Source organism: Serratia sp. CMO1, assembly GCF_015689115.1.
GTDB classification, from domain to species: Bacteria; Pseudomonadota; Gammaproteobacteria; order Enterobacterales; family Enterobacteriaceae; genus Serratia; species Serratia marcescens.
Genome location: NZ_CP065032.1, coordinates 4,505,695 through 4,529,409, shown reverse-complemented (window position 1 = coordinate 4,529,409; position 23,715 = coordinate 4,505,695). Strand labels below are relative to the sequence as shown.

The 23,715-nt window shown below is 61.2% G+C and carries 26 protein-coding genes; 19 read left to right on the top strand and 7 right to left on the bottom strand.

Features of this window, described 5'->3' with window-relative positions; translation table 11 throughout:
* Positions 1 to 6: 6 nt before the first annotated feature.
* Both IT763_RS21625 and crp read right to left on the bottom strand, forming a co-directional pair.
* Positions 7 to 2,085, bottom strand: a complete 2,079-nt coding sequence (locus IT763_RS21625; RefSeq protein ID WP_049300707.1) for a YccS/YhfK family putative transporter — start codon at positions 2,083 to 2,085, stop codon at positions 7 to 9.
* Between the two features lie 50 nt (positions 2,086 to 2,135).
* Positions 2,136 to 2,768 (bottom strand): cAMP-activated global transcriptional regulator CRP, encoded by a 633-nt coding sequence (gene crp / locus IT763_RS21620; protein WP_004090925.1) that lies wholly within the window; start codon positions 2,766 to 2,768, stop codon positions 2,136 to 2,138.
* A 382-nt stretch (positions 2,769 to 3,150) separates the two neighbouring features.
* On the opposite strand from crp, the gene IT763_RS21615 reads away from it, so the two are divergent.
* Positions 3,151 to 3,558, top strand: a complete 408-nt coding sequence (locus IT763_RS21615; protein WP_004930372.1) for an OsmC family protein — start codon at positions 3,151 to 3,153, stop codon at positions 3,556 to 3,558.
* A gap of 38 nt (positions 3,559 to 3,596) precedes the next feature.
* Here IT763_RS21615 and IT763_RS21610 read toward each other — a convergent pair whose 3' ends face one another.
* The 3 genes from IT763_RS21610 to IT763_RS21600 all read right to left on the bottom strand — a co-directional run bounded on the left by IT763_RS21610 (position 3,597) and on the right by IT763_RS21600 (position 5,828).
* Positions 3,597 to 4,466 carry a phosphoribulokinase gene (locus IT763_RS21610; RefSeq protein ID WP_016930343.1) on the bottom strand — a complete coding sequence of 290 codons (870 nt, stop codon included), beginning with the start codon at positions 4,464 to 4,466 and terminating at the stop codon, positions 3,597 to 3,599.
* Between the two features lie 151 nt (positions 4,467 to 4,617).
* On the bottom strand, positions 4,618 to 4,851 hold the full coding sequence (locus tag IT763_RS21605; protein ID WP_004930376.1) for a YheU family protein: 234 nt from the start codon (positions 4,849 to 4,851) through the stop codon (positions 4,618 to 4,620).
* Entirely contained in the window at positions 4,848 to 5,828 is a 981-nt protein-coding gene (locus IT763_RS21600; protein ID WP_016930342.1) for a hydrolase, read from the bottom strand. Before IT763_RS21600 ends, IT763_RS21605 begins: the two co-directional genes overlap by 4 nt.
* 118 nt (positions 5,829 to 5,946) lie before the next feature.
* Between IT763_RS21600 and IT763_RS21595 the strand changes: the two genes are divergently transcribed.
* From IT763_RS21595 to tauD, 6 genes are all read left to right on the top strand, one after another.
* Complete coding sequence (locus tag IT763_RS21595; RefSeq protein ID WP_033639232.1) at positions 5,947 to 6,549, top strand: LysE family translocator; 603 nt, start codon at positions 5,947 to 5,949, stop codon at positions 6,547 to 6,549.
* Between the two features lie 11 nt (positions 6,550 to 6,560).
* Positions 6,561 to 7,343 carry a PhzF family phenazine biosynthesis protein gene (locus IT763_RS21590; RefSeq protein WP_143778638.1) on the top strand — a complete coding sequence of 261 codons (783 nt, stop codon included), beginning with the start codon at positions 6,561 to 6,563 and terminating at the stop codon, positions 7,341 to 7,343.
* A 114-nt stretch (positions 7,344 to 7,457) separates the two neighbouring features.
* A complete protein-coding gene (gene tauA / locus IT763_RS21585) occupies positions 7,458 to 8,453 on the top strand; it encodes a taurine ABC transporter substrate-binding protein (protein WP_176062583.1) in 996 nt (331 codons plus the stop codon).
* Between the two features lie 9 nt (positions 8,454 to 8,462).
* Positions 8,463 to 9,230: a taurine ABC transporter ATP-binding subunit gene (gene tauB, locus IT763_RS21580; protein ID WP_004930385.1), complete on the top strand. Its 768-nt coding sequence runs from the start codon at positions 8,463 to 8,465 to the stop codon at positions 9,228 to 9,230.
* On the top strand, positions 9,227 to 10,063 hold the full coding sequence (tauC, locus tag IT763_RS21575) for a taurine ABC transporter permease TauC (RefSeq protein WP_206194993.1): 837 nt from the start codon (positions 9,227 to 9,229) through the stop codon (positions 10,061 to 10,063). The genes tauB and tauC overlap by 4 nt, the downstream gene beginning before the upstream one ends.
* Positions 10,060 to 10,908, top strand: coding sequence for a taurine dioxygenase (gene tauD / locus IT763_RS21570; RefSeq protein WP_016930337.1), 849 nt, complete (start codon positions 10,060 to 10,062; stop codon positions 10,906 to 10,908). The genes tauC and tauD overlap by 4 nt, the downstream gene beginning before the upstream one ends.
* 3 nt (positions 10,909 to 10,911) lie before the next feature.
* On the opposite strand, the gene IT763_RS21565 is transcribed toward tauD, so the two are convergent.
* The gene (locus IT763_RS21565; protein WP_016930336.1) at positions 10,912 to 12,825 is read right to left on the bottom strand and encodes an ABC transporter ATP-binding protein; all 1,914 of its coding nucleotides are present in this window, start codon (positions 12,823 to 12,825) and stop codon (positions 10,912 to 10,914) included.
* A gap of 129 nt (positions 12,826 to 12,954) precedes the next feature.
* Between IT763_RS21565 and kefG the strand changes: the two genes are divergently transcribed.
* From kefG to IT763_RS21530, 7 genes are all read left to right on the top strand, one after another.
* Entirely contained in the window at positions 12,955 to 13,506 is a 552-nt protein-coding gene (gene kefG / locus IT763_RS21560) for a glutathione-regulated potassium-efflux system ancillary protein KefG (RefSeq protein ID WP_028127618.1), read from the top strand.
* A 2-nt stretch (positions 13,507 to 13,508) separates the two neighbouring features.
* Positions 13,509 to 15,317: a glutathione-regulated potassium-efflux system protein KefB gene (gene kefB, locus IT763_RS21555; protein ID WP_015379275.1), complete on the top strand. Its 1,809-nt coding sequence runs from the start codon at positions 13,509 to 13,511 to the stop codon at positions 15,315 to 15,317.
* A 14-nt stretch (positions 15,318 to 15,331) separates the two neighbouring features.
* Positions 15,332 to 15,535 (top strand): YheV family putative zinc ribbon protein, encoded by a 204-nt coding sequence (locus IT763_RS21550; RefSeq protein WP_015379274.1) that lies wholly within the window; start codon positions 15,332 to 15,334, stop codon positions 15,533 to 15,535.
* 112 nt (positions 15,536 to 15,647) lie between these two features.
* On the top strand, positions 15,648 to 16,235 hold the full coding sequence (gene slyD, locus IT763_RS21545) for a peptidylprolyl isomerase (protein WP_004930407.1): 588 nt from the start codon (positions 15,648 to 15,650) through the stop codon (positions 16,233 to 16,235).
* Positions 16,236 to 16,327: 92 nt separating this feature from the next.
* Complete coding sequence (locus IT763_RS21540) at positions 16,328 to 17,356, top strand: LacI family DNA-binding transcriptional regulator (protein WP_016930333.1); 1,029 nt, start codon at positions 16,328 to 16,330, stop codon at positions 17,354 to 17,356.
* Positions 17,357 to 17,478: 122 nt separating this feature from the next.
* The gene (gene nhaC / locus IT763_RS21535) at positions 17,479 to 18,918 is read left to right on the top strand and encodes a Na+/H+ antiporter NhaC (RefSeq protein WP_016930332.1); all 1,440 of its coding nucleotides are present in this window, start codon (positions 17,479 to 17,481) and stop codon (positions 18,916 to 18,918) included.
* A gap of 1 nt (position 18,919) precedes the next feature.
* A complete protein-coding gene (locus tag IT763_RS21530; RefSeq protein WP_164053164.1) occupies positions 18,920 to 20,092 on the top strand; it encodes a MalY/PatB family protein in 1,173 nt (390 codons plus the stop codon).
* A gap of 15 nt (positions 20,093 to 20,107) precedes the next feature.
* On the opposite strand, the gene IT763_RS21525 is transcribed toward IT763_RS21530, so the two are convergent.
* Positions 20,108 to 20,335, bottom strand: coding sequence for a SlyX family protein (locus IT763_RS21525; RefSeq protein ID WP_004930414.1), 228 nt, complete (start codon positions 20,333 to 20,335; stop codon positions 20,108 to 20,110).
* A gap of 356 nt (positions 20,336 to 20,691) precedes the next feature.
* Between IT763_RS21525 and fkpA the strand changes: the two genes are divergently transcribed.
* The 5 genes from fkpA to tusB all read left to right on the top strand — a co-directional run bounded on the left by fkpA (position 20,692) and on the right by tusB (position 23,679).
* The gene (gene fkpA, locus IT763_RS21520; RefSeq protein WP_016930330.1) at positions 20,692 to 21,531 is read left to right on the top strand and encodes an FKBP-type peptidyl-prolyl cis-trans isomerase; all 840 of its coding nucleotides are present in this window, start codon (positions 20,692 to 20,694) and stop codon (positions 21,529 to 21,531) included.
* A 372-nt stretch (positions 21,532 to 21,903) separates the two neighbouring features.
* The gene (locus tag IT763_RS21515; protein ID WP_206194992.1) at positions 21,904 to 22,626 is read left to right on the top strand and encodes a transcriptional regulator; all 723 of its coding nucleotides are present in this window, start codon (positions 21,904 to 21,906) and stop codon (positions 22,624 to 22,626) included.
* The gene (gene tusD / locus IT763_RS21510) at positions 22,626 to 23,015 is read left to right on the top strand and encodes a sulfurtransferase complex subunit TusD (protein ID WP_016930329.1); all 390 of its coding nucleotides are present in this window, start codon (positions 22,626 to 22,628) and stop codon (positions 23,013 to 23,015) included. The genes IT763_RS21515 and tusD overlap by 1 nt, the downstream gene beginning before the upstream one ends.
* Positions 23,016 to 23,022: 7 nt before the next feature.
* Positions 23,023 to 23,382: a sulfurtransferase complex subunit TusC gene (tusC, locus tag IT763_RS21505; RefSeq protein WP_016930328.1), complete on the top strand. Its 360-nt coding sequence runs from the start codon at positions 23,023 to 23,025 to the stop codon at positions 23,380 to 23,382.
* 9 nt (positions 23,383 to 23,391) lie between these two features.
* Positions 23,392 to 23,679: a sulfurtransferase complex subunit TusB gene (gene tusB / locus IT763_RS21500; RefSeq protein ID WP_151254270.1), complete on the top strand. Its 288-nt coding sequence runs from the start codon at positions 23,392 to 23,394 to the stop codon at positions 23,677 to 23,679.
* Positions 23,680 to 23,715: the final 36 nt, after the last annotated feature.

Below are 23,715 nucleotides of genomic sequence, written 5' to 3'. Positions count from 1 at the left end.
GCGCCCTTATTGATCGCGCAGTTTGCGCTTGAGCCAGATGCCGTGGTGTGGGCGCTGGCGCCAGGCCAGTGACGAAATGGTATGCATCACGTTCAGGTGCGACAGGATGCGGCGCAAATGACGTTCCATCTCGGTGACGGGCATCTCCGGATGCAGATCCGGTGGCTGCATGATGCCGCTGTTGCCGCTGCTCGGGCCGTCGTATTCCAACCGCTGCTGGCAGCTTTGCAGCGCGATTTCACAGGTTTGCAGATAGGCTTCCGCCAGTTTCGGCGTCAGCATGTAGTGCTCGCGCGCCAGAATGGTCATGGCGTTCAGGTGTTCGACGATGAACTGGCTGTGAGTGACCCACAGCCGCATGTCCGCCAGATAATTCGACGCGAACCCCGGTTCCTGCATCGCCTGATTGAGTGAGGTGAACAGCGCGTTGTGCGCCTGGTTGACCTGCATGCGGGTATAGGCCAATGCGGTGGCGTCCGGTTCCGGTTGCTTCAGCATCAGCCGCAGCGCGGCTTGATCGTTTTCCAGCGCCTGATGGGCATTCTTGCGCAGCAGCCCGCTTTGCCACTGCGGCCACAGCCAAATGGTGCCGCCGAACGCCAGCACGCAGCCTATCAGCGTATCGATCAGGCGCGGTACCAGAAAATGCGAGCCGTTCAGCGCCAGCAGTTGCAGGGTGTAAACCGCCGTGACCGTAAAGCCAATCACCGACAGCCCGTAGTTCTTGCGCGAAACCAGGTAGGCCAACAGCGTGATCACCAGCATGATGCTCAGCGTTTCTCCTTCCGGCAGCTGCAGCTGCAACAGCCCGGCCGCCAGCAACAGTCCGGCAATCGTGCCCAGCGCACGGTGCTGAATACGCACCCGGGTGGCGTTATACCCGTTTTGGCTCACCAGCATGATGGTGAGCAGGATCCAGTATGGCTTCGGCAGGTTGAAGACCGCACCCAGGCTGCTGCCGACCGCCAGCGTCACCCCCAGCCGCGCGGCGTTGCGCAGGGCGGTGGATTTGAACGACAGATAGCTGGCCAGCGCCGGCCAAAACGGCAGGCGGTGCTGGCCGGGCATCAGGTCGCGGCGGTACAGCGGATGCTGGGTGCGCAGCAGGCGGGCGATGCGGCTGAAGTGGTAATAACAAAACTGGCCGACCGGGTTATCGGGATGCTGCGCCGCCATTTTTTCCAGCGCCGCCAGTTCGTGGCTCATGGAGAAGCGCTTCGAATGCTGATGGTAGAGGATATCGTGCGCCACCACGCGCAGCCGGCCGGCGATCACCAGTGCATTGCGGCGAATGATCGCTTCGGCCTGGCTCTGCTCCACCAGTTTTTGTACTTCCTCCGGCAAATGCAGGCTGACGGTGATGTGCTCCTGCAGATCCATCGCCACCTGAAAGGCGCGCTGCAGGCGCTTTTGTTCGAGGTTGTTGGCGTGCGGCAGGAAATTGAGCTGTTGGTACAAAAGGCTGATCAGATCCATCACCTTTTGTTGGCGTACCAGCAGCGGCGGCAGCGCGGTTTGCGGATCGGTGTGCTGGGTCAGCAACGAGTATTTGGCTTCGAAATAGTCCGCCAGCTCCAGGTAGAGCTGGCTCAGCGTCTCGCGCATCGGCTGCTCTTTCCACAGCTTGAACCAGAACCAGGTGAATAAGCCGTACCAGACGGTGCCGATCGCGTACAGCAGCGGCGCCTGCCAGAGAGGTACCGTGCCGGCCGTGCTGAGGGCGAAAATGGCGGCCACCAGCGCCGCCGGCAACAGCCGGGCGTGCAGCGGGCTGATTTCACCGGTGACGCCGAGCAGCAGCGCCAGGCCCAGCATCAGCGCCGGCAGCGGCACGTGCCACAGCAGCGCCTGTTGCAACAGCACGCTGCTGAAGGCGAACAGCGAGCCGCCGACGATCAGCCGTTTAAAGAAGCGCTTATGCGGCGTGTCCAGACCGGCGATATTGCAGCAGGCGGGCACCAGAGAGAACATCAGGCCGAGCTGCAGCTGGCCTATCAACAAGCCGAACAGCACCGGCAGGCACAACACCAGCGTTTGTCGCAGTGCGTAGTTGATTTCCGGGTGGTAGATCAGGCGGCGCCACATGGCAGAGAGCAGATAAAAAAACGGCGCAGATTGCGCCGTTTCTTCGAAGATTAACGGGTGCCGTAGACGACAATGGTTTTGCCGTGGGCGGAAATCAGGTTTTGATCTTCCAGCATTTTCAGAATACGGCCAACGGTTTCACGCGAGCAGCCGACGATCTGGCCGATCTCCTGACGGGTGATCTTGATCTGCATGCCGTCCGGGTGAGTCATGGCGTCGGGTTGCTTCGCCAGATTCAGCAGGGTTTGCGCGATGCGGCCGGTCACGTCCAGGAAGGCGAGGTTGCCCACTTTTTCGGAGGTGACCTGCAGGCGGCTCGCCATTTGGGCGGACAGACGCATCAGGATGTCCGGGTTCACCTGGATCAGTTGGCGGAATTTCTTGTAGGAAATTTCGGCCACTTCACAGGCGGTTTTCGCGCGAACCCAGGCGCTGCGCTCCTGGCCTTCTTCGAACAATCCGAGCTCGCCGATGAAATCCCCCTGGTTGAGGTAGGACAGGATCATCTCTTTACCTTCTTCATCCTTGATCAGCACCGCGACGGAGCCTTTCACGATGTAGTAAAGCGTTTCGGCCTTTTCACCTTGGTGAATCAGCGTACTCTTCGATGGATATTTGTGGATATGGCAATGAGACAGGAACCATTCGAGAGTAGGGTCTGTTTGCGGTTTGCCGAGAACCATTCGCTGTTATCCTCTGTTGTTATCGCTGCCTTGTGTCACAGGGGTCAGAGGTCCCTGTAAAACCCGCCTGTAGCCGCAGTCATGAGCGAGGGCTACCGGCAAGTTTTGAGGCGTGTCATAAAAATACGCTGTCGCTCTAGCATATTAACTTGCCGTAAGCGCTGCAAGCTACATTCTGTTAACATACCGGTAAAGGAGCCTTTCTCTGGGCGTTTCCCTGAAATACAGTGTCCCGGAAAGATTTATTGCGGCTCTGTTTGTAGCACAGAGTAAGGCGGGTGTCTCGTGTTGTCTCGCTTCAGCATGATTAGCATCAGGTTACGTTGCCTGTTTCTATGCGAAAGCGTACTCTGATTTTAAGAAATCAACCGGAGTGACCAGAATGCAGGCAAGAGTTAAATGGGTGGAAGGGTTAACGTTTTTGGGTGAATCGGCCTCCGGCCATCAGGTGCTGATGGACGGCAACGCCGGTGATAAAGCGCCCAGCCCGATGGAGATGGTGCTGATGTCGGTGGGCGGCTGCAGCGCGATCGACGTGGTCTCCATCCTGCAAAAAGGGCGCAACGACGTGCGCGACTGCGAGGTGAAGCTGACCTCCGAGCGCCGCGAAGAAGCCCCGCGGTTGTTCACCCATATCAACCTGCACTTCATCGTTACCGGCCAGGATCTGACCGACAAAATCGTTGAGCGAGCGGTGAACCTGTCGGCGGAGAAGTACTGCTCGGTGGCGCTGATGCTCAACAAGGCCGCCACGGTGACCCACAGCTTCGAGATCCGTCAGCCGGCGTAATCTAGACGGAGCGCGGCTCGGCGCCGCGCTCAACGCGCTTATTCGATCTTCTTGCCTTCCAGCAGCCGCTGCACCAGCGGCGCCATGATCAGCTCCATCGCCAGCCCCATTTTGCCGCCCGGCACCACTAACGTATTGATGTGCGAGATAAACGAGCCCTGCAGCATCGCCAGCAAGTAGGGGAAGTCGATCTGGTCCAGGCCGCGGAAGTGGATCACCACGAAGCTTTCATCCAGTGAGGGAATGGCCTTGGCGGCGAACGGGTTGGAGGTGTCCACCGTCGGCACGCGCTGGAAGTTGATGTGGGTGCGCGAGAATTGCGGCGTAATGTAGTTGATGTAGTCTTCCATCGAGCGCACCACCGAATCCATCACCGCTTCGCGGGAGTGGCCGCGTTCGCCGGTATCGCGGATCAGCTTCTGGATCCACTCCAGGTTGACGATCGGCACCACGCCGACCAGCAGATCGACGTGTTTGGCCACGTCATGGTGCTCGGTGACCACGCCGCCGTGCAGACCCTCGTAGAACAGCACGTCGGTCGGCGCCGGCAGCGGCTCCCACGGGGTGAAGGTGCCCGGCACCTGATTGTAGGGCACCGCTTCGTCGTAGGTGTGCAGGTACTTGCGCGAACGGCCGGTGCCGTTTTTGCCGTACTCGATAAAGCTCTGCTGCAGCAGGCCGAAGTCGTTGGCCTCGGGGCCGAAATAGCTGATGTGTCTGCCCAGATCGCGCGCCTTGCGGATCGCCGCGTCCATTTCCGGCCGGGTATAGCGGTGGAAGCTGTCGCCCTCCAGCTCGGCGGCGCGAATGTTGAGCTGCTGGAAGATTTTGCGGAACGCCACGCTGGTGGTGGTGGTGCCGGCGCCGCTGGAACCGGTCACCGCGATAACGGGATGTTTGGCAGACATGGTGGTTGTCACTCCGTGTTGAATGCGCCGGCGTCAGGGGATTATTGTGGCTCTTGTTGACGCTCTCTATGTCAGGAAAAAATGGCGCGCGCTGGTTTGCAATGTCCCATTGTTACCTGATTTTTTCCGTCAGTCATAGAACCGGGCGCCACTAAATTTCTTCCTGCCCGGCGCGGAACTGGCCGCGCGGCATGATGTTGACGCTCTCGTGCAGTTCCGACCACACCAGCACCACTTCGCCGTTTTTCAGCTGGCGGCGCACGTCCTCCACCTTCTGCTCCAGCGATCGTTCGTGCTCGCCGTAATCGGTGCCTTCGCGCAGCACAAAGGATTCGATCAGGCTGTTCAGGGTGTCGGTTGCCAGTTCTTGCCAGGGAATAATCACGTCGGAATGTCCAGATAAGGGGAAAGCCAGGCCGGAATGCGATGCTCCAGCCACATGTGCGGTTTTTTCAGCGTGCCGCCGACGAAGCCGACGTGGCCGCCGAACTCAGTCAGCTGATATTCGATATTGCGCGGCAGGCCGGCGACGTCGGGGATCACCTCAGGGGTCATGAAAGGGTCGTCCTTCGCATGGATGATCAGCAGCGGCGTCTGGATGGACGGCAACAGCGGCAGGGCGCTGCAGCGGCGATAATAGTCGGTGGCGTCGCTGAAGCCGTGAATGCGCGAAGTGATGGCATCGTCGAACTCGCGGATGCGCCGCAAACCGTTCAGCTGTGACAGCTTGAGCGGCAGGGTGTCCGGATAGTGCAACAGCTTGCGGGTGGCGTTTTGTTTCAGCTGCCCCAGCAGGTAGCGCTGATAAACGCGGGAGAAGCCTTGCTCCATGCGGTAGGCGCAGGGTTCCAGCATCAGCGGCGCCGAGACCACCACCGCCGCCTGCAGCAGGCTGTCGGCGCCTTGCTGCGCCAGATAGCAGGCCAGCATGTTGCCGCCGAGCGAAACGCCTACCGCCGCGGTTGGCACTTCGCCGTAGCGGTCGCGCAGCCAGCGCAGAAAGAAGCGCGCGTCTTCGGTTTCGCCGGAGTGATAGATGCGCTGTTTGCGGTTGGGCACGCCGCTGCAGCCGCGAAAGTGCATCACCACGCCCAGCCAGCCGCGATCGCGCCAGGCGTTGAGCAGGCCATGCGCGTAGGGGCTGTAGAAGCTGCCCTCCAGGCCGTGGAACAGCACCGCGCGCGGTTTGTCGCGCGCCTGCGCCGGATCCTCGCTCCAGGCGAGATCGACGAAATCGCCGTCGGGCAATTCCAGCCGTTGCCAATGCGGTTTCAATAACACGCGGCGGCGCACCAGCCGCGGCAACAGCGTTTGCAGGTGCGGGTTACTGGCCCCGGTCAGAGGGCGAAAGGTGTTAGGCATAGGCTGAGTAAAATGTTGTGGGCGGCTATTGTGAGATCCCTAGCGCACTGTTAGCTTCAATACCAAGAATTAACAATGATACTGCAAAAAAGCGCCTTGGGTGAGGAGCACCCGTGCCATGGAACCGAGTTTATTCCTTTCGATGCTGGGCTTCCTGTGGGTCGCGGCCATCACGCCTGGCCCCAATAATCTGCTGCTGACCACTTCCGGCGCTAACTTTGGCTTTATGCGATCGCTGTGGCTGATGGTCGGCATCATGCTCGGCATGCAAAGCATTTTGCTGCTGGTGGCGTTCGGCGTCGGCAGCCTGATCCTGATCTACCCGTCGCTGCACCTGATCCTGAAAATCCTCGGCAGTTTGTACCTGCTGTGGCTGGCGTGGAAAGTCGCCACCGCCGCCTATGAAAAGCTGGAAACCGACGTGGCGCCGCCGCAGCCGGTGCGGCTGTATCAGGGCTGGCTGCTGCAGTTCCTCAACCCGAAAGCCTGGCTGATGGCGCTGGGCGCGGTGGCGAGCTTCAGCCTGGCGGGCGATAAGTACAACGGTTCCATAGCGGCGATCGCGCTGGGCATTGTGGCGGTGAACATCGTCGCCGGCATTATCTGGCTGGCGTTCGGCACCCTGATCGGCCGCCTGCTGCGCAGTAAAAAGGCCTGGGTTATCTTCAACGTTTCCATGGGGCTGCTGACGGCAGCCTGCGTATTACTGATTTGGCATTAAGGAGCGGAACGATGGCGGAAAACTATTATCACGTGGTCGCCTTTACCGGCGAAGGGTTGCGCGGCAACCCGGCCGGGGTTTGCCTGCTGACGCAGCCGCTGCCGGCGGAGCGGCTGCAGGCGATCGCCAACGAGATCGGCCTGCCGGAAACCAGCTTTGTCTGGGATGACGGCGATATGACCGCCATCCGCTGGTTTACCCCGGAACGCGAGGTCGATCTTTGCGGCCACGGCACCCTGGCGGCGGCGCATGTGATGTTCAGCGCGGTTAACCCGGCGCTGCGAGATATTCGCTTCCGTTCGGCCGGCGGCGAGCTGCTCGTCAAGCGCGATGCGCAGGACGGGGAGCGGCTGATACTTGATTTCCCCGCCCGGCCGCCGCAGAAAGTCGCCGAACCGGCAGGCCTCGCGGCGCTGTTGGGCGTGCAGCCGCAGGAAGTGTGGCAGGCGAAAGCGCTGCTGGTGGTGCTTGAAAACGAGGCGCAGGTGCGCGCGCTGCGGCCGGACATTCCCGCGTTGATCGCGCTGGCCGGGCGTGCGGTCATCGTCACCGCGCCCGGTGACACTGTGGACTTCGTTTCGCGCTATTTCACGCTCGACGGCGGTGAGGATCCGGTCACCGGCTCCGCGCACTGCACGTTGATGCCTTACTGGACGGCGCGTCTCGGCCGCCATCGGTTGCACGCCCGGCAGATTTCGGCGCGCGGCGGCGAGCTGTTCTGCGAACTGCAAGGGGACCGCACGCTGCTGGGCGGCTACGCTCACGTGTTCTTGCGCGGGTCGATCGCGCTGTGATCCGCTTTAATATTACCTAAGGTAATAAAGAAGACTTTTTTATTCTTTTATCGCCCGTCATCGCTCAGATAAAACTGTCAGCAACTGAACAGATTTTTATCAACGGAGCGCAACATGGCGGGCAAACTCTTTTCTTTACGTAACGCGGCGCTGCTGGCGTTGTCGCTCAGCGCGGCCAGCGCCTACGCGGTGGACGTGACCGTGGCGTACCAGACGTCGGCGGAGCCGGCCAAGGTGGCGCAGGCGGAAAACAGCTTCGCCAAACAGTCCGGCGCGACCGTCGACTGGCGTAAGTTCGACAGCGGTTCCAGCGTGCTGCGCGCGCTGGCCTCCGGCGACGTGCAGATCGGCAATATCGGCTCCAGCCCGCTGGCGGTGGCCGCCAGCCAAAAACTCCCCATCGAAGTGTTCCTCATCGCCTCGCAGCTCGGCAGCTCCGAAGCGCTGGTGGTGAAAAATGACATCAAAAGCCCGCAGGATCTGATCGGCAAGCGCATTGCGGTGCCGTTTATTTCCACCACCCATTACAGCCTGCTGGCCTCGCTCAAACATTGGGGCATCAAGCCTGAACAGGTGAAGATCCTCAATCTGCAGCCGCCGGCCATCGCCGCCGCCTGGCAGCGCGGCGACATCGACGGCGCTTATGTCTGGGCGCCGGTGGTCAACGAACTGGCCAAACAGGGCAAGGTGCTGACCGACTCCGCGCAGGTGGGCGAATGGGGGGCACCGACGCTGGACGTGTGGGTGGTGCGCAAAGACTTCGCCGAGAAACATCCCGACGTAGTGACCGCCTTTGCCGCCAGCGCCCTGCAGGCGCAAAAGGCCTACCTGGCGGCGCCGGAACAGTGGCTGAAAGATCCGAGCCATCTCAGCACGCTGGCGCGCCTGAGCGGCGTACCGGAAGCGCAGGTGCCGGAACTGGTTAAGGGGAACCGTTATCTGCCGGTGGCCGATCAGGTTGCCCAACTCGGCCAGCCGGTGGACAAGGCAATCCGCGATACCGCCGAATTCCTCAAGCAGCAGGGCAAGATCCCGCAGGTCGACAGCGACTACAGCGCTTACGTCACCGACCGTTTTGTGAAACAGGTGCAGGCTGCGCCGCAGTCGTAAGGAAGCAGGATGCTAAACGTCAATCATCTTTCAGCAGAGTATCAGGGGCGGCCCGCGCTGCGTGACGTGTCGTTCCAGATCGCCGCCGGGCAACTGGTGGTGGTGCTCGGCCCATCGGGCTGCGGCAAGACCACGCTGCTGAATTTGATCGCCGGGTTTATCGAGCCTTCAGCTGGCAGCATCACGCTGGATGGAACGCCCGTTCACGGCCCGGGGGCCGAACGGGGCGTGGTGTTCCAGCATGAGGGCTTACTGCCGTGGCGCAACGTGGTGGACAACGTCGAGTTCGGCCTGCAACTGGCCGGCATCGGCAAGGCGCAGCGCCGCCAGGTGGCGGAGCAGATGCTGCAGCGCGTGGGGCTGGCGGGCTATGAACAGCACTTCATCTGGCAGCTTTCCGGCGGCATGCGCCAACGCGTCGGCATTGCCCGCGCCCTGGCCGCCGATCCGCGTCTGCTGTTGCTGGATGAGCCATTCGGCGCGCTGGACGCGTTCACGCGCGAGCAAATGCAGGAGCTGCTGCTGACCATCTGGCGTGATACCGGCAAGCAGGTACTGCTGATCACCCACGATATCGAAGAGGCGGTGTTCCTCGCCAGCGAGCTGCTGCTGCTGTCGCCGGGGCCGGGGCAGGTGGTGGAGCGGCTGTCGCTGAACTTCGGCCAGCGCTATGCCGACGGCGAAGCCTGCCGCGCCATCAAGTCCGATCCTGAATTTATCGCGCAGCGCGAATACGTGCTGGGCAAAGTTTTCCAACAGCGCGAGGCCTTGCTATGAGCCTGCATTCCACTATGAAGGCCGCGGCTCAGCCGCAGGGCAAAGCGGCGCGCCGTTTCAGCGTGCCGCGCAACGTTTGGTTGAGCGGCGCCACGCTGTTGACGGTGCTGGCGGTGTGGTGGGGCGTGACGGCGCTGCAGCTGATCAGCCCGCTATTTTTGCCGGCGCCGCAGCAGGTGCTGCACCAACTGATCACCATTGCCAGCCCGCAAGGCTTTATGGACGCCACGCTATGGCAGCATCTGGCGGCCAGCCTGGGGCGTATTTTGGTGGCGCTGCTGGCGGCGGTGATTGTCGGCATTCCGGTGGGCATCGCCATGGGACTGAACGACACGGTGCGCGGCATCCTCGATCCGCTGATTGAGATCTATCGCCCGGTGCCGCCGCTGGCCTATCTGCCGCTGATGGTGATTTGGTTCGGCATCGGCGAGACCTCGAAAATCTTGCTGATTTATCTGGCGATCTTCGCGCCGGTGACGCTGTCCGCCGTGGCCGGCGTGCGCAGCGTGGCGCAGGTGCGGGTGCGCGCCGCCCGCGCGTTGGGCGCCACGCGCTGGCAGGTGCTGCGCTTCGTGGTGCTGCCGAGCGCGCTGTCGGAGATCCTGACCGGCATCCGCATCGGGCTGGGCGTCGGCTGGTCGACGCTGGTGGCCGCCGAACTGATCGCCGCCACGCGCGGCCTGGGATTTATGGTGCAATCCGCCGGTGAGTTTTTGGCGACCGACGTAGTGTTGGCCGGCATCGGCGTGATTGCGGTGATTGCATTTGGGTTGGAGCTGGGGCTGCGCGCCCTGCAGCGCCGACTGACCCCGTGGCATGGAGTACAGCAATGAACGAACGTCTGAATATCACCCCGCTGGGGCCTTACATCGGGGCGCTGGTGGAAAACGTCGAGTTGGCCCGGCCGCTGGGCGACGGCCAGTTTGAACAGCTTTATCATGCGCTGCTCAAGCATCAGGTGCTGTTCTTCCGCAACCAGCCGATCACGCCGCTGCAGCAGCGCGATCTGGCCGGCCGCTTCGGCGATCTGCACATCCATCCGGTCTATCCGCACGCCACCGACGTGGAAGAGATCATCGTGCTCGATACCCACGACGACAACCCGCCGGACAACGACAACTGGCACACCGACGTGACCTTTATCGAGAACCCGCCGCTGGGAGCGATCCTGGCGGCCAAGACGCTGCCTGCCACCGGCGGCGATACGCTGTGGGCCAGCGGCATCGCCGCCTATGAGGCGCTGTCGGCGCCGTTCAGAACGCTGCTCGCGGGGCTGCGCGCGGAGCATGATTTCACCAAGTCGTTCCCGGAGCACAAGCATCGCGGCAGTGAAGAGGAGCATCAGCGCTGGCAACTGGCGGTGCAGAAAAACCCGCCGCTGCTGCATCCGGTGGTGCGTACCCATCCGGTCAGCGGCCGGCAGGCGCTGTTCGTCAATGAAGGGTTCACCACGCGGATCGTCGATCTGGCGCCGAAGGAGAGCGACGCTTTGCTGAACTTCCTGTTTGCTCACATCACCAAACCGGAGTTTCAGGTGCGCTGGCGATGGCAGGAAAATGACGTGGCGATCTGGGATAACCGCGTGACGCAGCACTACGCCAACGCGGATTATCTGCCGCAGCGGCGCATCATGCACCGCGCGACCATTCTGGGGGATAGGCCTTTTTACAAAGCCTGAGGCTTAGGCGTCGAACGCCTGCGTTAACTGCTCCAGCTGTTCCTGCGCATCCAGCCAGGTCATTTCCGTCTCTTCCAGCGCGGATTTGGCCTGGCTTTGCTTTTGCAGGCAGTCGGTCAGTTCGGCCTTGCGGCTGATGTCGTACAGCGCGGGATCCGCCAACTGCTCTTCCACCGCCGCCAGCTCGGCGCCCAGTTTTTCCATCTGCTGTTCCAGCTTGGCGATCTGCTTGCGCAGCGGTTGGGTTTGCGTACGGAACTCCGCCTCGCGGCGTTTTTGATCCTTGCGCGCCTGCGCGCTGTTGCCGCCGCTCTCTTTTTCCGGTGCGTCCTGCTGGCTTTCCTGGCGCTGCAGGTCGACAAGCCACTGCTGGTAGTCGTCGAGATCGCCCTCGAAAGGCTCGACCTGACCGTCGTGTACCAGGTACAGATCGTCGGTAGTGGAACGCAGCAGGTGACGGTCGTGCGATACCACCACCAACGCGCCTTCGAAATCGATCAGCGCCTCGGTCAGCGCCTGACGCATGTCGAGATCCAGGTGGTTGGTCGGTTCATCGAGCAGCAGCAGGTTAGGGCGCTGCCAGACGATCAGCGCCAGCACCAGCCGCGCCTTCTCGCCGCCGGAGAAACGTTCGGTCACTTCGCTGACCTTGTCGCCCTGGAAGCCGAAACCGCCCAGGTAATCCCGCAGCTGCTGCTCAAGCACCCGTGGGGCGATGCGGCTTAGGTGCTGCAACGGCGATTCGTCGGCGCGCAGGAATTCCAGCTGGTGCTGGGCGAAGTAACCCAGCTTGATGCCTTTCGCCAGACCTATCTCGCCGCTCAGCGGCTCAAGGGTGCCGGCCAGCAGTTTGATCAGTGTCGATTTCCCGGCGCCGTTGCGGCCGAGCAGGCCAATGCGCGAGCCGGGCACCAGGTTCAGCTTGATTGATTTCAGGATCACTTTATCGCCATATCCGGCGCTGACTTTTTCCATGCGCAGCAGCGGGTTCGGCAGGCTTTCCGGCGGACGGAAGCTGAAGGTGAACGGGTTGTCGACGTGCGCCGGGGCGATCAGCTCCATGCGCTCCAGCATCTTGATGCGGCTCTGCGCCTGCTTGGCCTTGGTGGCCTGCGCGCGGAAACGGTCGATATAGCTTTGCAGGTGCGCCACTTTTTCTTGCTGATGCTGATAAAGCGACTGTTGCTGCGCCAATTTGGTGGCGCGCTGGCGCTCGAACGACGAGTAGTTGCCGGTGTATTCGTTCAGGGTCTGCTGTTCGATATGCAGGATTTTGTCGACAATCGGATCGAGGAAGTCGCGATCGTGCGAGATCAGCACCAGCGTGCCGGGATAGTTTTTCAGCCAGCGCTCCAGCCAGATCACCGCATCGAGATCCAGGTGGTTGGTTGGTTCGTCGAGCAGCAGGAGGTCGGAACGGCACACCAGCGCCTGCGCCAGGTTAAGACGCATACGCCAGCCGCCGGAAAAGTCGCGCACCGGGCTTTGCAACTGTTCGTTGGAGAAGCCGAGACCGTGCAGCAGGCTGGCGGCGCGGGAGCGGATGGTCCAGGCGTCGATGGCGTCCAGCTTGCCGTGCAGGGTGGCGATGGCGTGGCCGTCGTTGCGATCGTTGGCCGCCTGCAACTCGGCTTCAAGCTGGCGAAACTCGCGGTCGCCGTCGATAACATACTCGATCGCCGGCACGTCCAGCGCCGGCGTCTCCTGGTTGACCCAGGCCAGCGCCCAGTTGCCGGGGAAGGTGAAGCTGCCGCCGTCCGCCGCGATCTCGCCCTTCAGCAGTGACAACAGCGTGGATTTGCCACAGCCGTTTTTGCCCACCAGGCCGACCTTCTGACCTGGATTAACCGTCGCCGTGGCGTTGTCCAGCAGGACGCGGATGCCGCGTCGGATTTGTAGCGAGGAGAATACAATCATAAAGCGCCGTATGTTCAGAGTATGTTAAATTATCATTAAGGTAACAGAACGCGCACCGCGCGCTGTTTTTGTCTTTGCGATGCATGGTAACGGAAAACCGCTACCCTGACGACGCTTTGGAGGGGAATGATGTCGCAGCCGCCCAAGGTCTTGCTGCTGTATGCCCATCCGGAATCTCATGACTCGGTGGCGAACCGGGTTTTGCTTCGACCGGCGCAGCAGTTGGAACATGTCACCGTGCACGATCTCTACGCGCACTATCCTGATTTTTTTATCGATATCCATCACGAACAACAGCTGCTGCGTGAGCATCAGGTCATCGTGTTTCAGCACCCTCTGTACACCTACAGCTGCCCGGCGCTGCTGAAGGAGTGGCTGGATCGCGTGCTGGCGCGCGGCTTCGCCAGCGGCGTGGGCGGCAATGCGCTGGCGGGCAAATACTGGCGCTCGGTGATCACCACCGGCGAGCCGGAAGGCGCCTACCGCACCGGCGGTTATAACCACTATCCGATGGAAGATATCCTGCGGCCGTTCGAGCTGACCGCCGGGATGTGCCATATGCACTGGTTGACGCCGTTCGTGGTCTATTGGGCGCGGCGGCAAAAGCCGGAGGTGCTGCGCAGCCACGCGGACGCCTACGGGGAATGGCTGAGCCACCCGCTGCCGCATGGAGGGCGGTGATCATGGAAGGATCGACCTTACTGACCGCCATTTTGCTGTTCCTGTTCGCCGCGGTGGTGACGGTGCCAATCGCCCGTCGTCTGGGGATTGGCGCGGTGCTGGGCTATCTGATCGCCGGCATCGCCATCGGCCCGTGGGGGTTGGGCTTCATTCGCGACGTCGATGAGATCCTGCACTTCTCCGAGTTGGGCGTGGTGTTCCTGATGTTCATCATCGGCCTGGAGCTGAATCCCAGCAAGCTGTGGGAGCTGCGGCGCTCGATTTTCGGCGCCGGCGCCGGCCAGGTGTTGATCACCGCGGCGGTGCTGGGCGCACTGCTGTACCTGACGCACTTCGCCTGGCAGGCGGCGGTGATCGGCGGTATCGGCCTGGCGATGTCTTCCACCGCCATGGCGCTGCAGCTGATGCGCGAAAAGGGCATGAACCGCAACGAAGGCGGACAGCTGGGTTTCTCGGTGCTGCTGTTCCAGGATATGGCGGTGATCCCGGCGCTGGCGTTGATCCCCATTCTGGCCGGCGCCGGCGGCACCAGCGACGACTGGGCGAAGATCGCGCTCAAGGTGGCGGCGTTTGGCGGCATGCTGATCGGCGGCCGTTTCCTGCTGCGGCCGCTGTTCCGCTATATCGCCGCTTCCGGCGTGCGCGAGATCTTCACTGCCGCGGCGCTGTTGCTGGTGCTCGGCTCGGCGCTGTTTATGGAGACGCTTGGCCTGTCGATGGCGCTCGGCACCTTCATCGCCGGGGTGCTGTTGGCGGAGAGCGAATACCGCCACGAGCTGGAGATTTCTATCGAGCCGTTTAAAGGGCTGCTGCTGGGGCTGTTCTTTATCTCGGTGGGCATGGTGTTGAATATCGGCGTGCTCTACACCCATCTGGCCGAGGTGTTGATCGGCGTGTTGGCGCTGGTGGCGGTCAAATCCGGCGTGCTCTACGGGGTGTCGCGGCTGTTCGGCCTGCGTAGTTCGGTGCGCCTGCAGTTTGCCGGCGTGCTCAGCCAGGGCGGCGAGTTTGCCTTCGTGCTGTTTTCTGCGGCGGGCGCGCAAAAGGTGCTGCAGCCGGATCAACTCTCTTTGCTGCTGGTGGTGGTGACGCTGTCGATGATGACCACGCCGCTACTCATGCAGGCCATCGACCGCATTTTGGCGCGCCGCTACAACGCCAAAGGCGAAGACGAGGAGACGCCGTACGTAGAGGACGACGATCCGCAGGTGATCATCGTTGGCTTCGGGCGTTTCGGCCAGGTGATCGGCCGCCTGTTGATGGCCAACAAAATGCGCATTACCGTACTGGAACGCGATGTCAGCGCCGTCGGCGTGCTGCGGCGTTACGGATATCAGGTTTATTACGGCGACGCCACCGAGCTGGAGCTGTTGCGCGCGGCGGGCGCCGAAAAGGCCAAGTCGATCGTGATCACCTGCAATGAGCCGGAAGACACCATGGAGATCGTGCGGTTGTGCCAACAGCACTTCCCGAATCTGAGCATTCTGGCGCGGGCACGCGGCCGCGTGGAGGCGCATGAGCTGCTGCAGGCGGGCGTGAAACAGTTCAGCCGCGAAACCTTCTCCAGCGCGCTGGAACTGGGGCGCAAGGCGTTGATGGAGTTGGGCATGCACCCGCATCAGGCCTTCCGCGCCCAGCAGCATTTCCGCCGCCTGGATATGCGCATGCTACGTGAACTGATGCCGCCGCATCAGGGCGACGTGGCGCAAATTTCCCGCGTGAAAGAGGCGCGGCGCGAGCTGGAAGAGCTGTTCCATCGCGAAATGCAAAAAGAAAGTCGCCAGTTCGACGGCTGGGACGAATACGAATAAGCGGGAGCATAACGATGTCTGCAACACGTAAGAGATTTATCGCCGGGGCGGTGTGCCCGAGCTGTAGCGCCATGGATACGTTGGCGGTATGGCGGGAGGATCAGGTGGAAGTGGTGGAGTGCGTCAAGTGCGGCCACCATCAGCGCCAGACCGAACAACAGGTGGAAAAACACGTTCGCCCGCAAGAGCAGGTGATCGGCATTTTCCAGCCGAAGTAGCGTTTTTTTATCCCGGAGGGTACAGCGAGGCAGATTTCCGTTACAATCTGTCCGGAAAAGGCGCGCATCCCGATAACGGTGCGCGTCCTAGTAGCCAACGGTAGGAGATATCATGAAAGTAGCAAAAGACTTGGTGGTCAGCCTGGCTTACCAAGTACGTACAGAAGACGGTGTTTTGGTTGATGAGTCTCCGGTGAGCGCACCGCTGGACTATCTGCACGGGCATGGTTCTCTGATCGCAGGTCTGGAAAAAGCGCTCGAAGGCCACGACGTTGGCGATCGTTTTGACGTTCACGTCGGCGCGAACGACGCGTACGGCAACTACGACGAAAACCTGGTGCAGCGCGTACCGAAAGACGTCTTCATGGGCGTTGACGAACTGCAGGTCGGCATGCGTTTCCTGGCTGACACCGATCAGGGCCCGGTACCGGTTGAAATCACCGAAGTTGACGGTGACCACGTGGTGGTTGACGGCAACCACATGCTGGCCGGCCAAAACCTGAACTTCAACGTGGAAGTTGTCGCGATCCGCGAAGCGACCGCAGAAGAGCTGGCGCACGGTCACGTACACGGCGAGCACGACCATCACCACGAGCACGGTGAAGGCTGCTGCGGCGGTCATGGCCACAGCCACGATCACGACCATGGTCACGACCACGGTAAAGGCGGTTGCGGTAACGGCGGTTGCGGCTGCCACTAAGCAGAACGCAATCCCGAGACAAGAGGGCGGCCATTGGCTGCCCTTTTTTATGCGCGGCGCACCAGGCGCCGAACGGCACAACAGGACATGCCATGGCCACCATGAAAGACGTTGCGCGCCGCGCCGGCGTTTCCACGGCCACCGTCAGCCGGGTGATCAATAATACCGCCTACGTTGAACCGGTGACCCGCGAACGCGTCGAGAAAGCGATGCGCGAGTTTAACTACCACCGCAACGCCGCCGCGCTGGCGCTGGCGAAAAGAAGCGGCAATATGCTGGGGTTGCTGACCGGCAACCTCGACGATCCGTTTTTCTCACGCCTGGCGCGGGGCGTGGAAGACATCACGCGGCAGGCCGGCGTGCGTTTGATGTTGTGCAGCGGCGGGCATCAGGCCGAACTGGAAAAAAGCGGCCTCGACTTTCTCATCAATCAGGGATGTGAAGCCATTGTGGCGCACGTCACGCGCATGGGAGAAGAGGAGCTGCTGCGCTACGCCGCCCACACGCCCGCGCTGGTGCTGATCAATCGCTACCTGCCGGCCATCGCCAATCGTTGTATTTGGCTCGACAATGCCAAGGCGGCGCAGGCGGCGACCAAGCTGCTCATTCGTCAGGGGCATCGGAGAATCGCCTGCGTGACGACGGATCTGCCGATCGACGACCGCGCGCAGCGGTTAGCGGGTTACCGCCAGGCCATGGCCGCCGGCGGCATTGAGGTGCCCGGCAGTTGGATCATCAGCGTACCCTTCAATGAAAGAGGGGGCGAACTGGCGGCCGAGCGCGTGCTGGCCAGCGACCAACGCTTCACCGCCGCAGTGACGTTCAACGACGTGATGGCCGCCGGCATGATGCGCACCTGCCACCAACGGCAAGTTCCGTTGCCTGAAGCGCTGTCGATCGTCGGTTTTGACGACATTGCCCTGGCGAAATACCTCCACCCCGCGTTGACCACCGTGCATTACCCCATAGAGAAAATGGCCCGACGTGCCGCGCGTCTGGCGCTACAAATCCACAGCGGCAGCGACGTCGCGCCGCAGAACAACCGCTTTTCGGCCGAACTTATCCTGCGAGACTCCGTCGCCGATGGTGAGAGGCCTGAGCAAAGCAAGCGCGGCGAATGAGAGGCGGTTCACATAACGCCATCTCATGAAACCGATTACATGGCCAGTGGCCTGCGCTCACATCCTCCGATTACCGAAGCCATTACGCTGTTGCAGTACCCCCTCTTCAACAGGAGCCGTATATGGATAATAAGAAAACGCTCAACCTTGGGCTGGCGACGCTGCCGATTGTGGCCATGCTGTTGCTGCTCATCATCGGCTATGGCCAGTTTGGCCTGCGCATTGAACCGCTGCTGCTGGTTTCCGCCGCCATCGCCGCCGCGTTGGCCTGGTGGCAAGGCTACCGCTGGGATGACATCATCGAGGCCATCGTGGCCAAGCTGGCTAAGGCGATGCCGGTGATCATGATCCTGATCTGCGTGGGCGGCCTGATCGGCACCTGGATGATCAGCGGCACAATCCCTTACATGGTGTATTGGGGGCTGAAGCTGATTAGCCCGCAATACATTCTGATCGCCGCGTTCTTCATCACCAGCGTGATCTCGGTGTGCACCGGCACCTCGTGGGGGGCGGCCGGCACCGTGGGCGTGGCGCTGATGGGCGTGGCCGCCGGTCTGGACGTGCCGCTGGCCGCCGCGGCCGGGGCTGTGGTGTCCGGCGCCTACTTCGGCGACAAAATTTCGCCGTTGTCCGATTCGACGAACTTCGCGGCTATCGTCGCGGATACCGATCTCTACAGCCATATCCAGCATCTGATGTACACGACGCTGCCGAGCTTCATCCTGGCCGCCGTGGTGTACCTGATCGCCGGCCACACCGGCGCGGTGGGCAGCGTGGCAACGCCGGAAAAAGTGACCGAAATCGTCAGCGCGCTTGAGGGGTTGTACCATTTCAATCTGCTGTTGATCCTGCCGCCGGTGCTGGTGCTGTGGGGCGCGGTGACCAAACGGCCGGTGATCCCCGTCATGCTGGCCGCCTGCGCGCTGGCGATCGCCATCGGCGTCGCGCTGCAGGGTTTTAGCCTGCAACAGGGGCTGAATGCGTTGATGGACGGTTTCAATCTGTCGATGTTCGCCAGCCAGGGCCATAACGTCGAAGGGATTGTCGCCGATGTGCCGCGCCTGCTGAACCGCGGCGGCATGTTCTCGATGATGAGTACGATCCTGCTGGTGTTCTGCGCCTTTTCCTTCGCCGGCGCCTTGACGCTGACCGGCGCGCTGACGGTGATCATCAGCCGGCTGCTGAAAGTGGTGCACACCACCGGTCAACTGATCGCCGCTACCGTTGCCACCACCATCCTGGTGACCGGCGCGACCAGTGACGGCAAGCTGGCGCTGCTGATCCCGGCGGAGCTGTTCAAAGGCGCCTATCGACGCATGGGGCTGGACAACAAAAACCTGTCGCGCACCGTCGAAGATGCGGGCACCGTTATCGAGCCGCTGATCCCGTGGACGGCCGCCGGTATTTACATGGCGACCACGCTGGGAGTCAGCACGCTCGATCTGCTGCCGTGGGCGATCCAATGTTATGCCGCGGTGGTGTTCGCCCTGATTTATGGGTTCACCGGCTTCGGTATCGCCAAACTTCAACCTCAGAACGACTTGCAGCGTAAGGAAGCCTGACATGACGCGTCATTTCAACGCCATCATCGATCGCCACAACACCAGCTCCGTGAAGTGGGACTTCATCGACCGCTATCTGCAACTGGATGGCAGCGAACTGTTGCCGATGTGGGTGTCCGATTTCGATTTTCCATGTCCGCCAGAGGTGCAACAGGCGCTGCATCAGCGGGTGGAGCACGGCGTCTTTGGCTACAGCGAACGCGACGACGCCTACTATCAGGCGGCGATCGACTGGTTCGCCAAGCGGCACGACTTGCCGCTGCGGCGCGAGTGGTTTACGTCGATTGAAGGGGTGGTGCCCGGATTGGCGATGCTGATCCAACTGCTCAGCAAGCCGGGGGACGGCGTGGTGGTGCAGGGGCCGTATTATGGCTCGTTCGCCAAGATAGTCACCATGAACGGCCGAGAGGTGCTTGAGAATCCTCTGTTGGAAACTCCGCAGGGATATCGGATCGATTTCGACCAGTTGGCTGCCTGTCTGGCGCAGCGTAAACCGCCGCTGTTGTTGCTGTGCAATCCGCACAATCCGACAGGCCGTTGCTGGCGCCGCGATGAACTGGAGCGGCTCATGGCGCTTTGCCATGCCCACGACGTCACGGTGATCTCCGATGAAATTTGGGCCGATCTGCTGCTGCCCGGCGAGACGTTTACGTCGGTGTTGCACCTGGACGAGAAATATCGCGAGCGAGCGATTGCGGCGACGTCCGCCAGCAAAACCTTCGGCCTTTCCTCGCTGCGCATTTCGAATTTCCTGATCCCCAACGCCCGGCTGCGGCAGGGGTTTGTCGATCGGCTGAACGCCCACGGGCTGGATGTATTCAACGCGCTGTCGATGACGGCGGCGACCGCGGCCTATCAACGGGGCGCTGCCTGGCTTGATGAGCTGCTCGGCTACCTGGCGGAGAATCGGCGTTGGTTTGAGCGGGCGCTGGCGGCCGCCGCGCCCTGGTGCTCGATGACCCAGGCTGAAGGGACCTATCTCGCCTGGCTGGATTGCCGTGCACTGGGTTTGAACGATGCTGACTTACAGCAGGCGCTGGTGGCGGTGGCGAAGCTGGCGCCGTCGATGGGCAGCGGTTTCGGCCCGCAGGGGAGCGGTTTTATCCGCATCAACCTGGGGTGCCCGCGCCGGTATCTCGAGCGTGCCGTCGAAGGGCTGGCACGCCTGAAATAACCGTACAGCGGGCCCTCAATAGTGCGGCGGAGGGGTTTCTTCCGATTGCGAGGCGATCATTGAGGTTTGGGTCGAGCGCAGCTTGTCGGTCAACATGCGCAGGTGTTCGCGCATCTTCAGCATTTCCATTTGATGCTGGATGACGGTCTGGTTGAGCTCTTCGATGGTGAGCTCTTGGAAGGCCTGACGGCTCTCCAGTTCTTCAAGCCGTTGTAGCAGGCGTTGAATGTCGGCGTTGTGCATGAGGCTACCTCTGACGCGATAAAATCCTGATTCGGCGCTATGGTAACAGCTGACGCCGGGTTTGCTCGCGCTATTTCTCCAGGCGGCGCGCAACGTTGCGATCGGCAGTGTAAAGTGCTGAAAAGTTGCACGCCCGATACGCCGTTTTTTGCTAACCTCGCCGAATATTCTGCAAGAAAAATCTGATTTATCATGCGAGTAGCACGCAGGGGGAAACTTCTTGGCAAAGCGGGAGTCACACTTTGACTCGATTGGTTACCTGTGCGACTGTTTTGTTTTGTTTCAGGCAGCTATAGTAGCCCGGTTATCTTACCTAATGATTGTTTGGGGCATTGCTTCAGACACTGGAGAAATGGATGAAATCTTTGTTTAAAGTCACGCTTCTGGCAACCACCATGGCTTTTGCTCTGAATGCGACCCAGGTCATGGCAGCCGATGCCGCCAAACCGGCAGAAGCCGCTAAACCAGCAGACGCGGCGGCAGCACCGAGCACCGGCAAGTTCAAAAACGACGACGAGCAAGCCGCTTACGCACTGGGTGCGTCTCTCGGCCGTTACATGGACAACTCTCTGAAAGAGCAAGAGAAGCTGGGCATCAAGCTGGACAAAGATCAGCTGATCGCCGGCGTTCAGGACGCGTTCGCCAACAAGAGCAAGCTGAATGACGCCGACATCGAGAAGACCCTGCAGGGCTTCGAAGCGCGCGTGAAGGCTTCCGCTCAGGCGAAGATGGAACAGGACGCCAAGGACAACGAAACCAAAGGCGCCAAGTACCGCGACAGCTTCGCTAAAGAAAAGGGCGTGAAGAAAACTGAATCCGGCCTGCTGTACCAGGTAGAGAAACCGGGCGCGGGTGAAGCGCCGAAAGACAGCGACACCGTGGTAGTAAACTACAAGGGCACCCTGACCGACGGTACCGAGTTCGATAACTCCTACACCCGCGGCGAGCCGCTGTCGTTCCGTCTGGACGGCGTGATCCCTGGCTGGACCGAAGGCCTGAAGCACATCAAGAAAGGCGGCAAAATCAAGCTGGTGATCCCGCCGGCATTGGCCTACGGCAAAACCGGCGTTCCGGGCATCCCGGCTAACTCCACGCTGGTGTTCGACGTTGAGCTGCTGGACGTGAAAGCGGCGCCGAAAGCCGACGCTAAAGCCGAAAAACCGGCTGACGCGAAAGCAGACGCCAAAGCGAAATAATCTCGTCGCTCTGTTTGCCACCGCCGCGGATGCCCTCCGCGGCGGTTTTCATTTCGGCCGCCGCCGCCTCTCTCTCCATTGAACGCTTGACGCCTGCCGGGCATCGGGCTTAACGTCAATACCACGCGCAAACGCAAGGACTTTGCTCCGGTCGCTTTGCTAGACTAATAATTCTGACTTATCAGTCATGCGTCTGCCCCTTAGGGCGTGTACCTAAAATTGTTCCCGGCCGCCTCGCCCGCGGATGTCATCGTGCCGTTTATGCTGCTCTCAGCCAGCCGCGCTGCGGCGTGCCGACGACGGCAGCGATCCGGTCCGAGCGGTTTTAGCTGCGCCCCCTGGCACCGGCGATCTATGAGGGTGGTATCTTCGATGTCGAATTCGCTTTTATCCAGCGAAGCCAGCGAACTTGATTTGCTGAATGAACGTCCGTTTACTCAAACGGATCATAAAATCCTGAAATCCTATGAAGCGGTGGTCGATGGGCTGGCGATGTTGATCGGCGGCCACTGCGAGATCGTATTGCACGCGCTGGAAGATCTGAACAGCTCAGCGGTGCGCATCGCCAACGGGGAACATACCGGGCGTAAAATCGGTTCGCCGATCACCGACCTGGCGCTGCGCATGCTGCACGACATGGCCGGCGACGACAGCAGCGTGTCGAAAGCCTACTTCACCCGTGCCAAGAGCGGCGTGCTGATGAAGTCGGTGACCATCGCCATTCGCAATCGCGAACAGCGGGTAATCGGTTTGTTGTGCATCAACATGAACCTCGATGTGCCGTTCTCGCAGATCATGCAGACCTTTATGCCGCCGGCCACGCAGGACGTGCCGTCGTCGGTGAATTTCGCGTCTTCAGTCGACGATCTGGTGGCGCAGACGCTGGAGTTCACCATCGAAGAGGTGAATGCCGATCGCTCGGTATCCAATAATGCCAAGAACCGCCAGGTAGTGCTCAACCTCTATGAGAAAGGCATCTTCGACATCAAGGATGCGATCAATCAGGTGGCGGATCGCCTGAATATCTCCAAACACACCGTGTATTTGTACATCCGCCAGTTCAAGAGCGGCGATCTGTTGGGAAGCGACCGTTGATGCTCGATTATTGTCTGTTGGTCACCGGCCCGGCTTACGGCACGCAGCAGGCCAGCAGCGCCTATCAGTTCGCGCTGGCCCTGCTGGCGAAAGGGCACCGGCTTTCCAGCGTCTTTTTCTACCGTGAAGGGGTGTTGAACGCCAACCAGCTGACCGCGCCCGCCAGCGATGAGTTCGACCTGGTGCGCGGTTGGGCGCAGCTGGCTCAGCAACACGGCGTGGCGCTCAACGTCTGCGTGGCCGCCGCGTTGCGCCGCGGCGTCACCGACGAGCGGGAGGCGGCGCAGCAGGGGCTGGCAAGCGCCAACCTGCAGCCCGGTTTTACCCTGAGCGGGCTGGGTTCCCTGGCCGAAGCGTCGCTAAGTTGCGACCGTCTGGTACAGTTCTGAGGATAGGATGAAACGAGTCGCTTTTGTTTTCACCCATGGGCCGCACGGCGGCGCCAGCGGCAGGGAAGGGCTGGATGCGCTGCTCGCCACGTCGGCGCTCAGTGAAGATGTGGGGGTGTTTTTTGTCGGCGATGGCGTATTGCAGCTGTTGCCGGGCCAGCAACCGGAAAAGATTTTGGCGCGCAATTACATTGCCACCTTCGGCGTGCTGCCGCTGTATGACGTGGAGCGGTGCTATCTGTGCCAGGCTTCACTGCAGGAACGCGGATTGAGCCAGGTGAACGATTGGGTGCTGGATGCGGAAGTACTGGCGCCGGACGAACTGCGCCGCGAGCTTGCCGGCTACGACGCCGTGATGACGTTTTAGGATCCTCTGATGCTGTATACCCTGAGCCATTCGCCAAACCAATGTGACTTACCTGCGCTGCTGCGCCTGACGGCGGAGGGCGACGCGCTGCTGCTGTTGCAGGACGGCGTGCTTGCAGGCCTTGCCGGCAGCGCCCATCTTGAATTGCTGCTCGCCGCCCCCATATCCCTTTATGCGTTGCAGGACGACCTGGAAGCCCGGGGATTTGTTGGTCATTTTTCGCACAAAATCACTGTCGTCGGCTATAATCACTTCGTTGAATTAACCGAACAACACCGCAGCCAAATGGCCTGGTAATGAGAGTGATGTTGTATATTTCTTGACACCCATACT

What these genes read in the sequence shown, in the direction of transcription:
- tauB (WP_004930385.1), top strand. Translation starts at nt 8,463, where the DNA reads ATGCTAAACGTCAATCATCTTTCAGCAGAGTATCAGGGGCGGCCCGCG.
- IT763_RS21515 (WP_206194992.1), top strand. Translation starts at nt 21,904, where the DNA reads ATGTCGAATTCGCTTTTATCCAGCGAAGCCAGCGAACTTGATTTGCTG.
- IT763_RS21530 (WP_164053164.1), top strand. Translation starts at nt 18,920, where the DNA reads ATGACGCGTCATTTCAACGCCATCATCGATCGCCACAACACCAGCTCC.
- fkpA (WP_016930330.1), top strand. Translation starts at nt 20,692, where the DNA reads ATGAAATCTTTGTTTAAAGTCACGCTTCTGGCAACCACCATGGCTTTT.
- IT763_RS21525 (WP_004930414.1), bottom strand. Translation starts at nt 20,335, where the DNA reads ATGCACAACGCCGACATTCAACGCCTGCTACAACGGCTTGAAGAACTG.
- IT763_RS21615 (WP_004930372.1), top strand. Translation starts at nt 3,151, where the DNA reads ATGCAGGCAAGAGTTAAATGGGTGGAAGGGTTAACGTTTTTGGGTGAA.
- IT763_RS21595 (WP_033639232.1), top strand. Translation starts at nt 5,947, where the DNA reads ATGGAACCGAGTTTATTCCTTTCGATGCTGGGCTTCCTGTGGGTCGCG.
- IT763_RS21550 (WP_015379274.1), top strand. Translation starts at nt 15,332, where the DNA reads ATGTCTGCAACACGTAAGAGATTTATCGCCGGGGCGGTGTGCCCGAGC.
- IT763_RS21565 (WP_016930336.1), bottom strand. Translation starts at nt 12,825, where the DNA reads ATGATTGTATTCTCCTCGCTACAAATCCGACGCGGCATCCGCGTCCTG.
- tauC (WP_206194993.1), top strand. Translation starts at nt 9,227, where the DNA reads ATGAGCCTGCATTCCACTATGAAGGCCGCGGCTCAGCCGCAGGGCAAA.
- crp (WP_004090925.1), bottom strand. Translation starts at nt 2,768, where the DNA reads ATGGTTCTCGGCAAACCGCAAACAGACCCTACTCTCGAATGGTTCCTG.
- nhaC (WP_016930332.1), top strand. Translation starts at nt 17,479, where the DNA reads ATGGATAATAAGAAAACGCTCAACCTTGGGCTGGCGACGCTGCCGATT.
- tusB (WP_151254270.1), top strand. Translation starts at nt 23,392, where the DNA reads ATGCTGTATACCCTGAGCCATTCGCCAAACCAATGTGACTTACCTGCG.
- IT763_RS21610 (WP_016930343.1), bottom strand. Translation starts at nt 4,466, where the DNA reads ATGTCTGCCAAACATCCCGTTATCGCGGTGACCGGTTCCAGCGGCGCC.
- IT763_RS21590 (WP_143778638.1), top strand. Translation starts at nt 6,561, where the DNA reads ATGGCGGAAAACTATTATCACGTGGTCGCCTTTACCGGCGAAGGGTTG.
- IT763_RS21540 (WP_016930333.1), top strand. Translation starts at nt 16,328, where the DNA reads ATGGCCACCATGAAAGACGTTGCGCGCCGCGCCGGCGTTTCCACGGCC.
- IT763_RS21625 (WP_049300707.1), bottom strand. Translation starts at nt 2,085, where the DNA reads ATGTGGCGCCGCCTGATCTACCACCCGGAAATCAACTACGCACTGCGA.
- tauD (WP_016930337.1), top strand. Translation starts at nt 10,060, where the DNA reads ATGAACGAACGTCTGAATATCACCCCGCTGGGGCCTTACATCGGGGCG.
- tauA (WP_176062583.1), top strand. Translation starts at nt 7,458, where the DNA reads ATGGCGGGCAAACTCTTTTCTTTACGTAACGCGGCGCTGCTGGCGTTG.
- kefG (WP_028127618.1), top strand. Translation starts at nt 12,955, where the DNA reads ATGTCGCAGCCGCCCAAGGTCTTGCTGCTGTATGCCCATCCGGAATCT.
- tusD (WP_016930329.1), top strand. Translation starts at nt 22,626, where the DNA reads ATGCTCGATTATTGTCTGTTGGTCACCGGCCCGGCTTACGGCACGCAG.
- tusC (WP_016930328.1), top strand. Translation starts at nt 23,023, where the DNA reads ATGAAACGAGTCGCTTTTGTTTTCACCCATGGGCCGCACGGCGGCGCC.
- kefB (WP_015379275.1), top strand. Translation starts at nt 13,509, where the DNA reads ATGGAAGGATCGACCTTACTGACCGCCATTTTGCTGTTCCTGTTCGCC.
- slyD (WP_004930407.1), top strand. Translation starts at nt 15,648, where the DNA reads ATGAAAGTAGCAAAAGACTTGGTGGTCAGCCTGGCTTACCAAGTACGT.
- IT763_RS21600 (WP_016930342.1), bottom strand. Translation starts at nt 5,828, where the DNA reads ATGCCTAACACCTTTCGCCCTCTGACCGGGGCCAGTAACCCGCACCTG.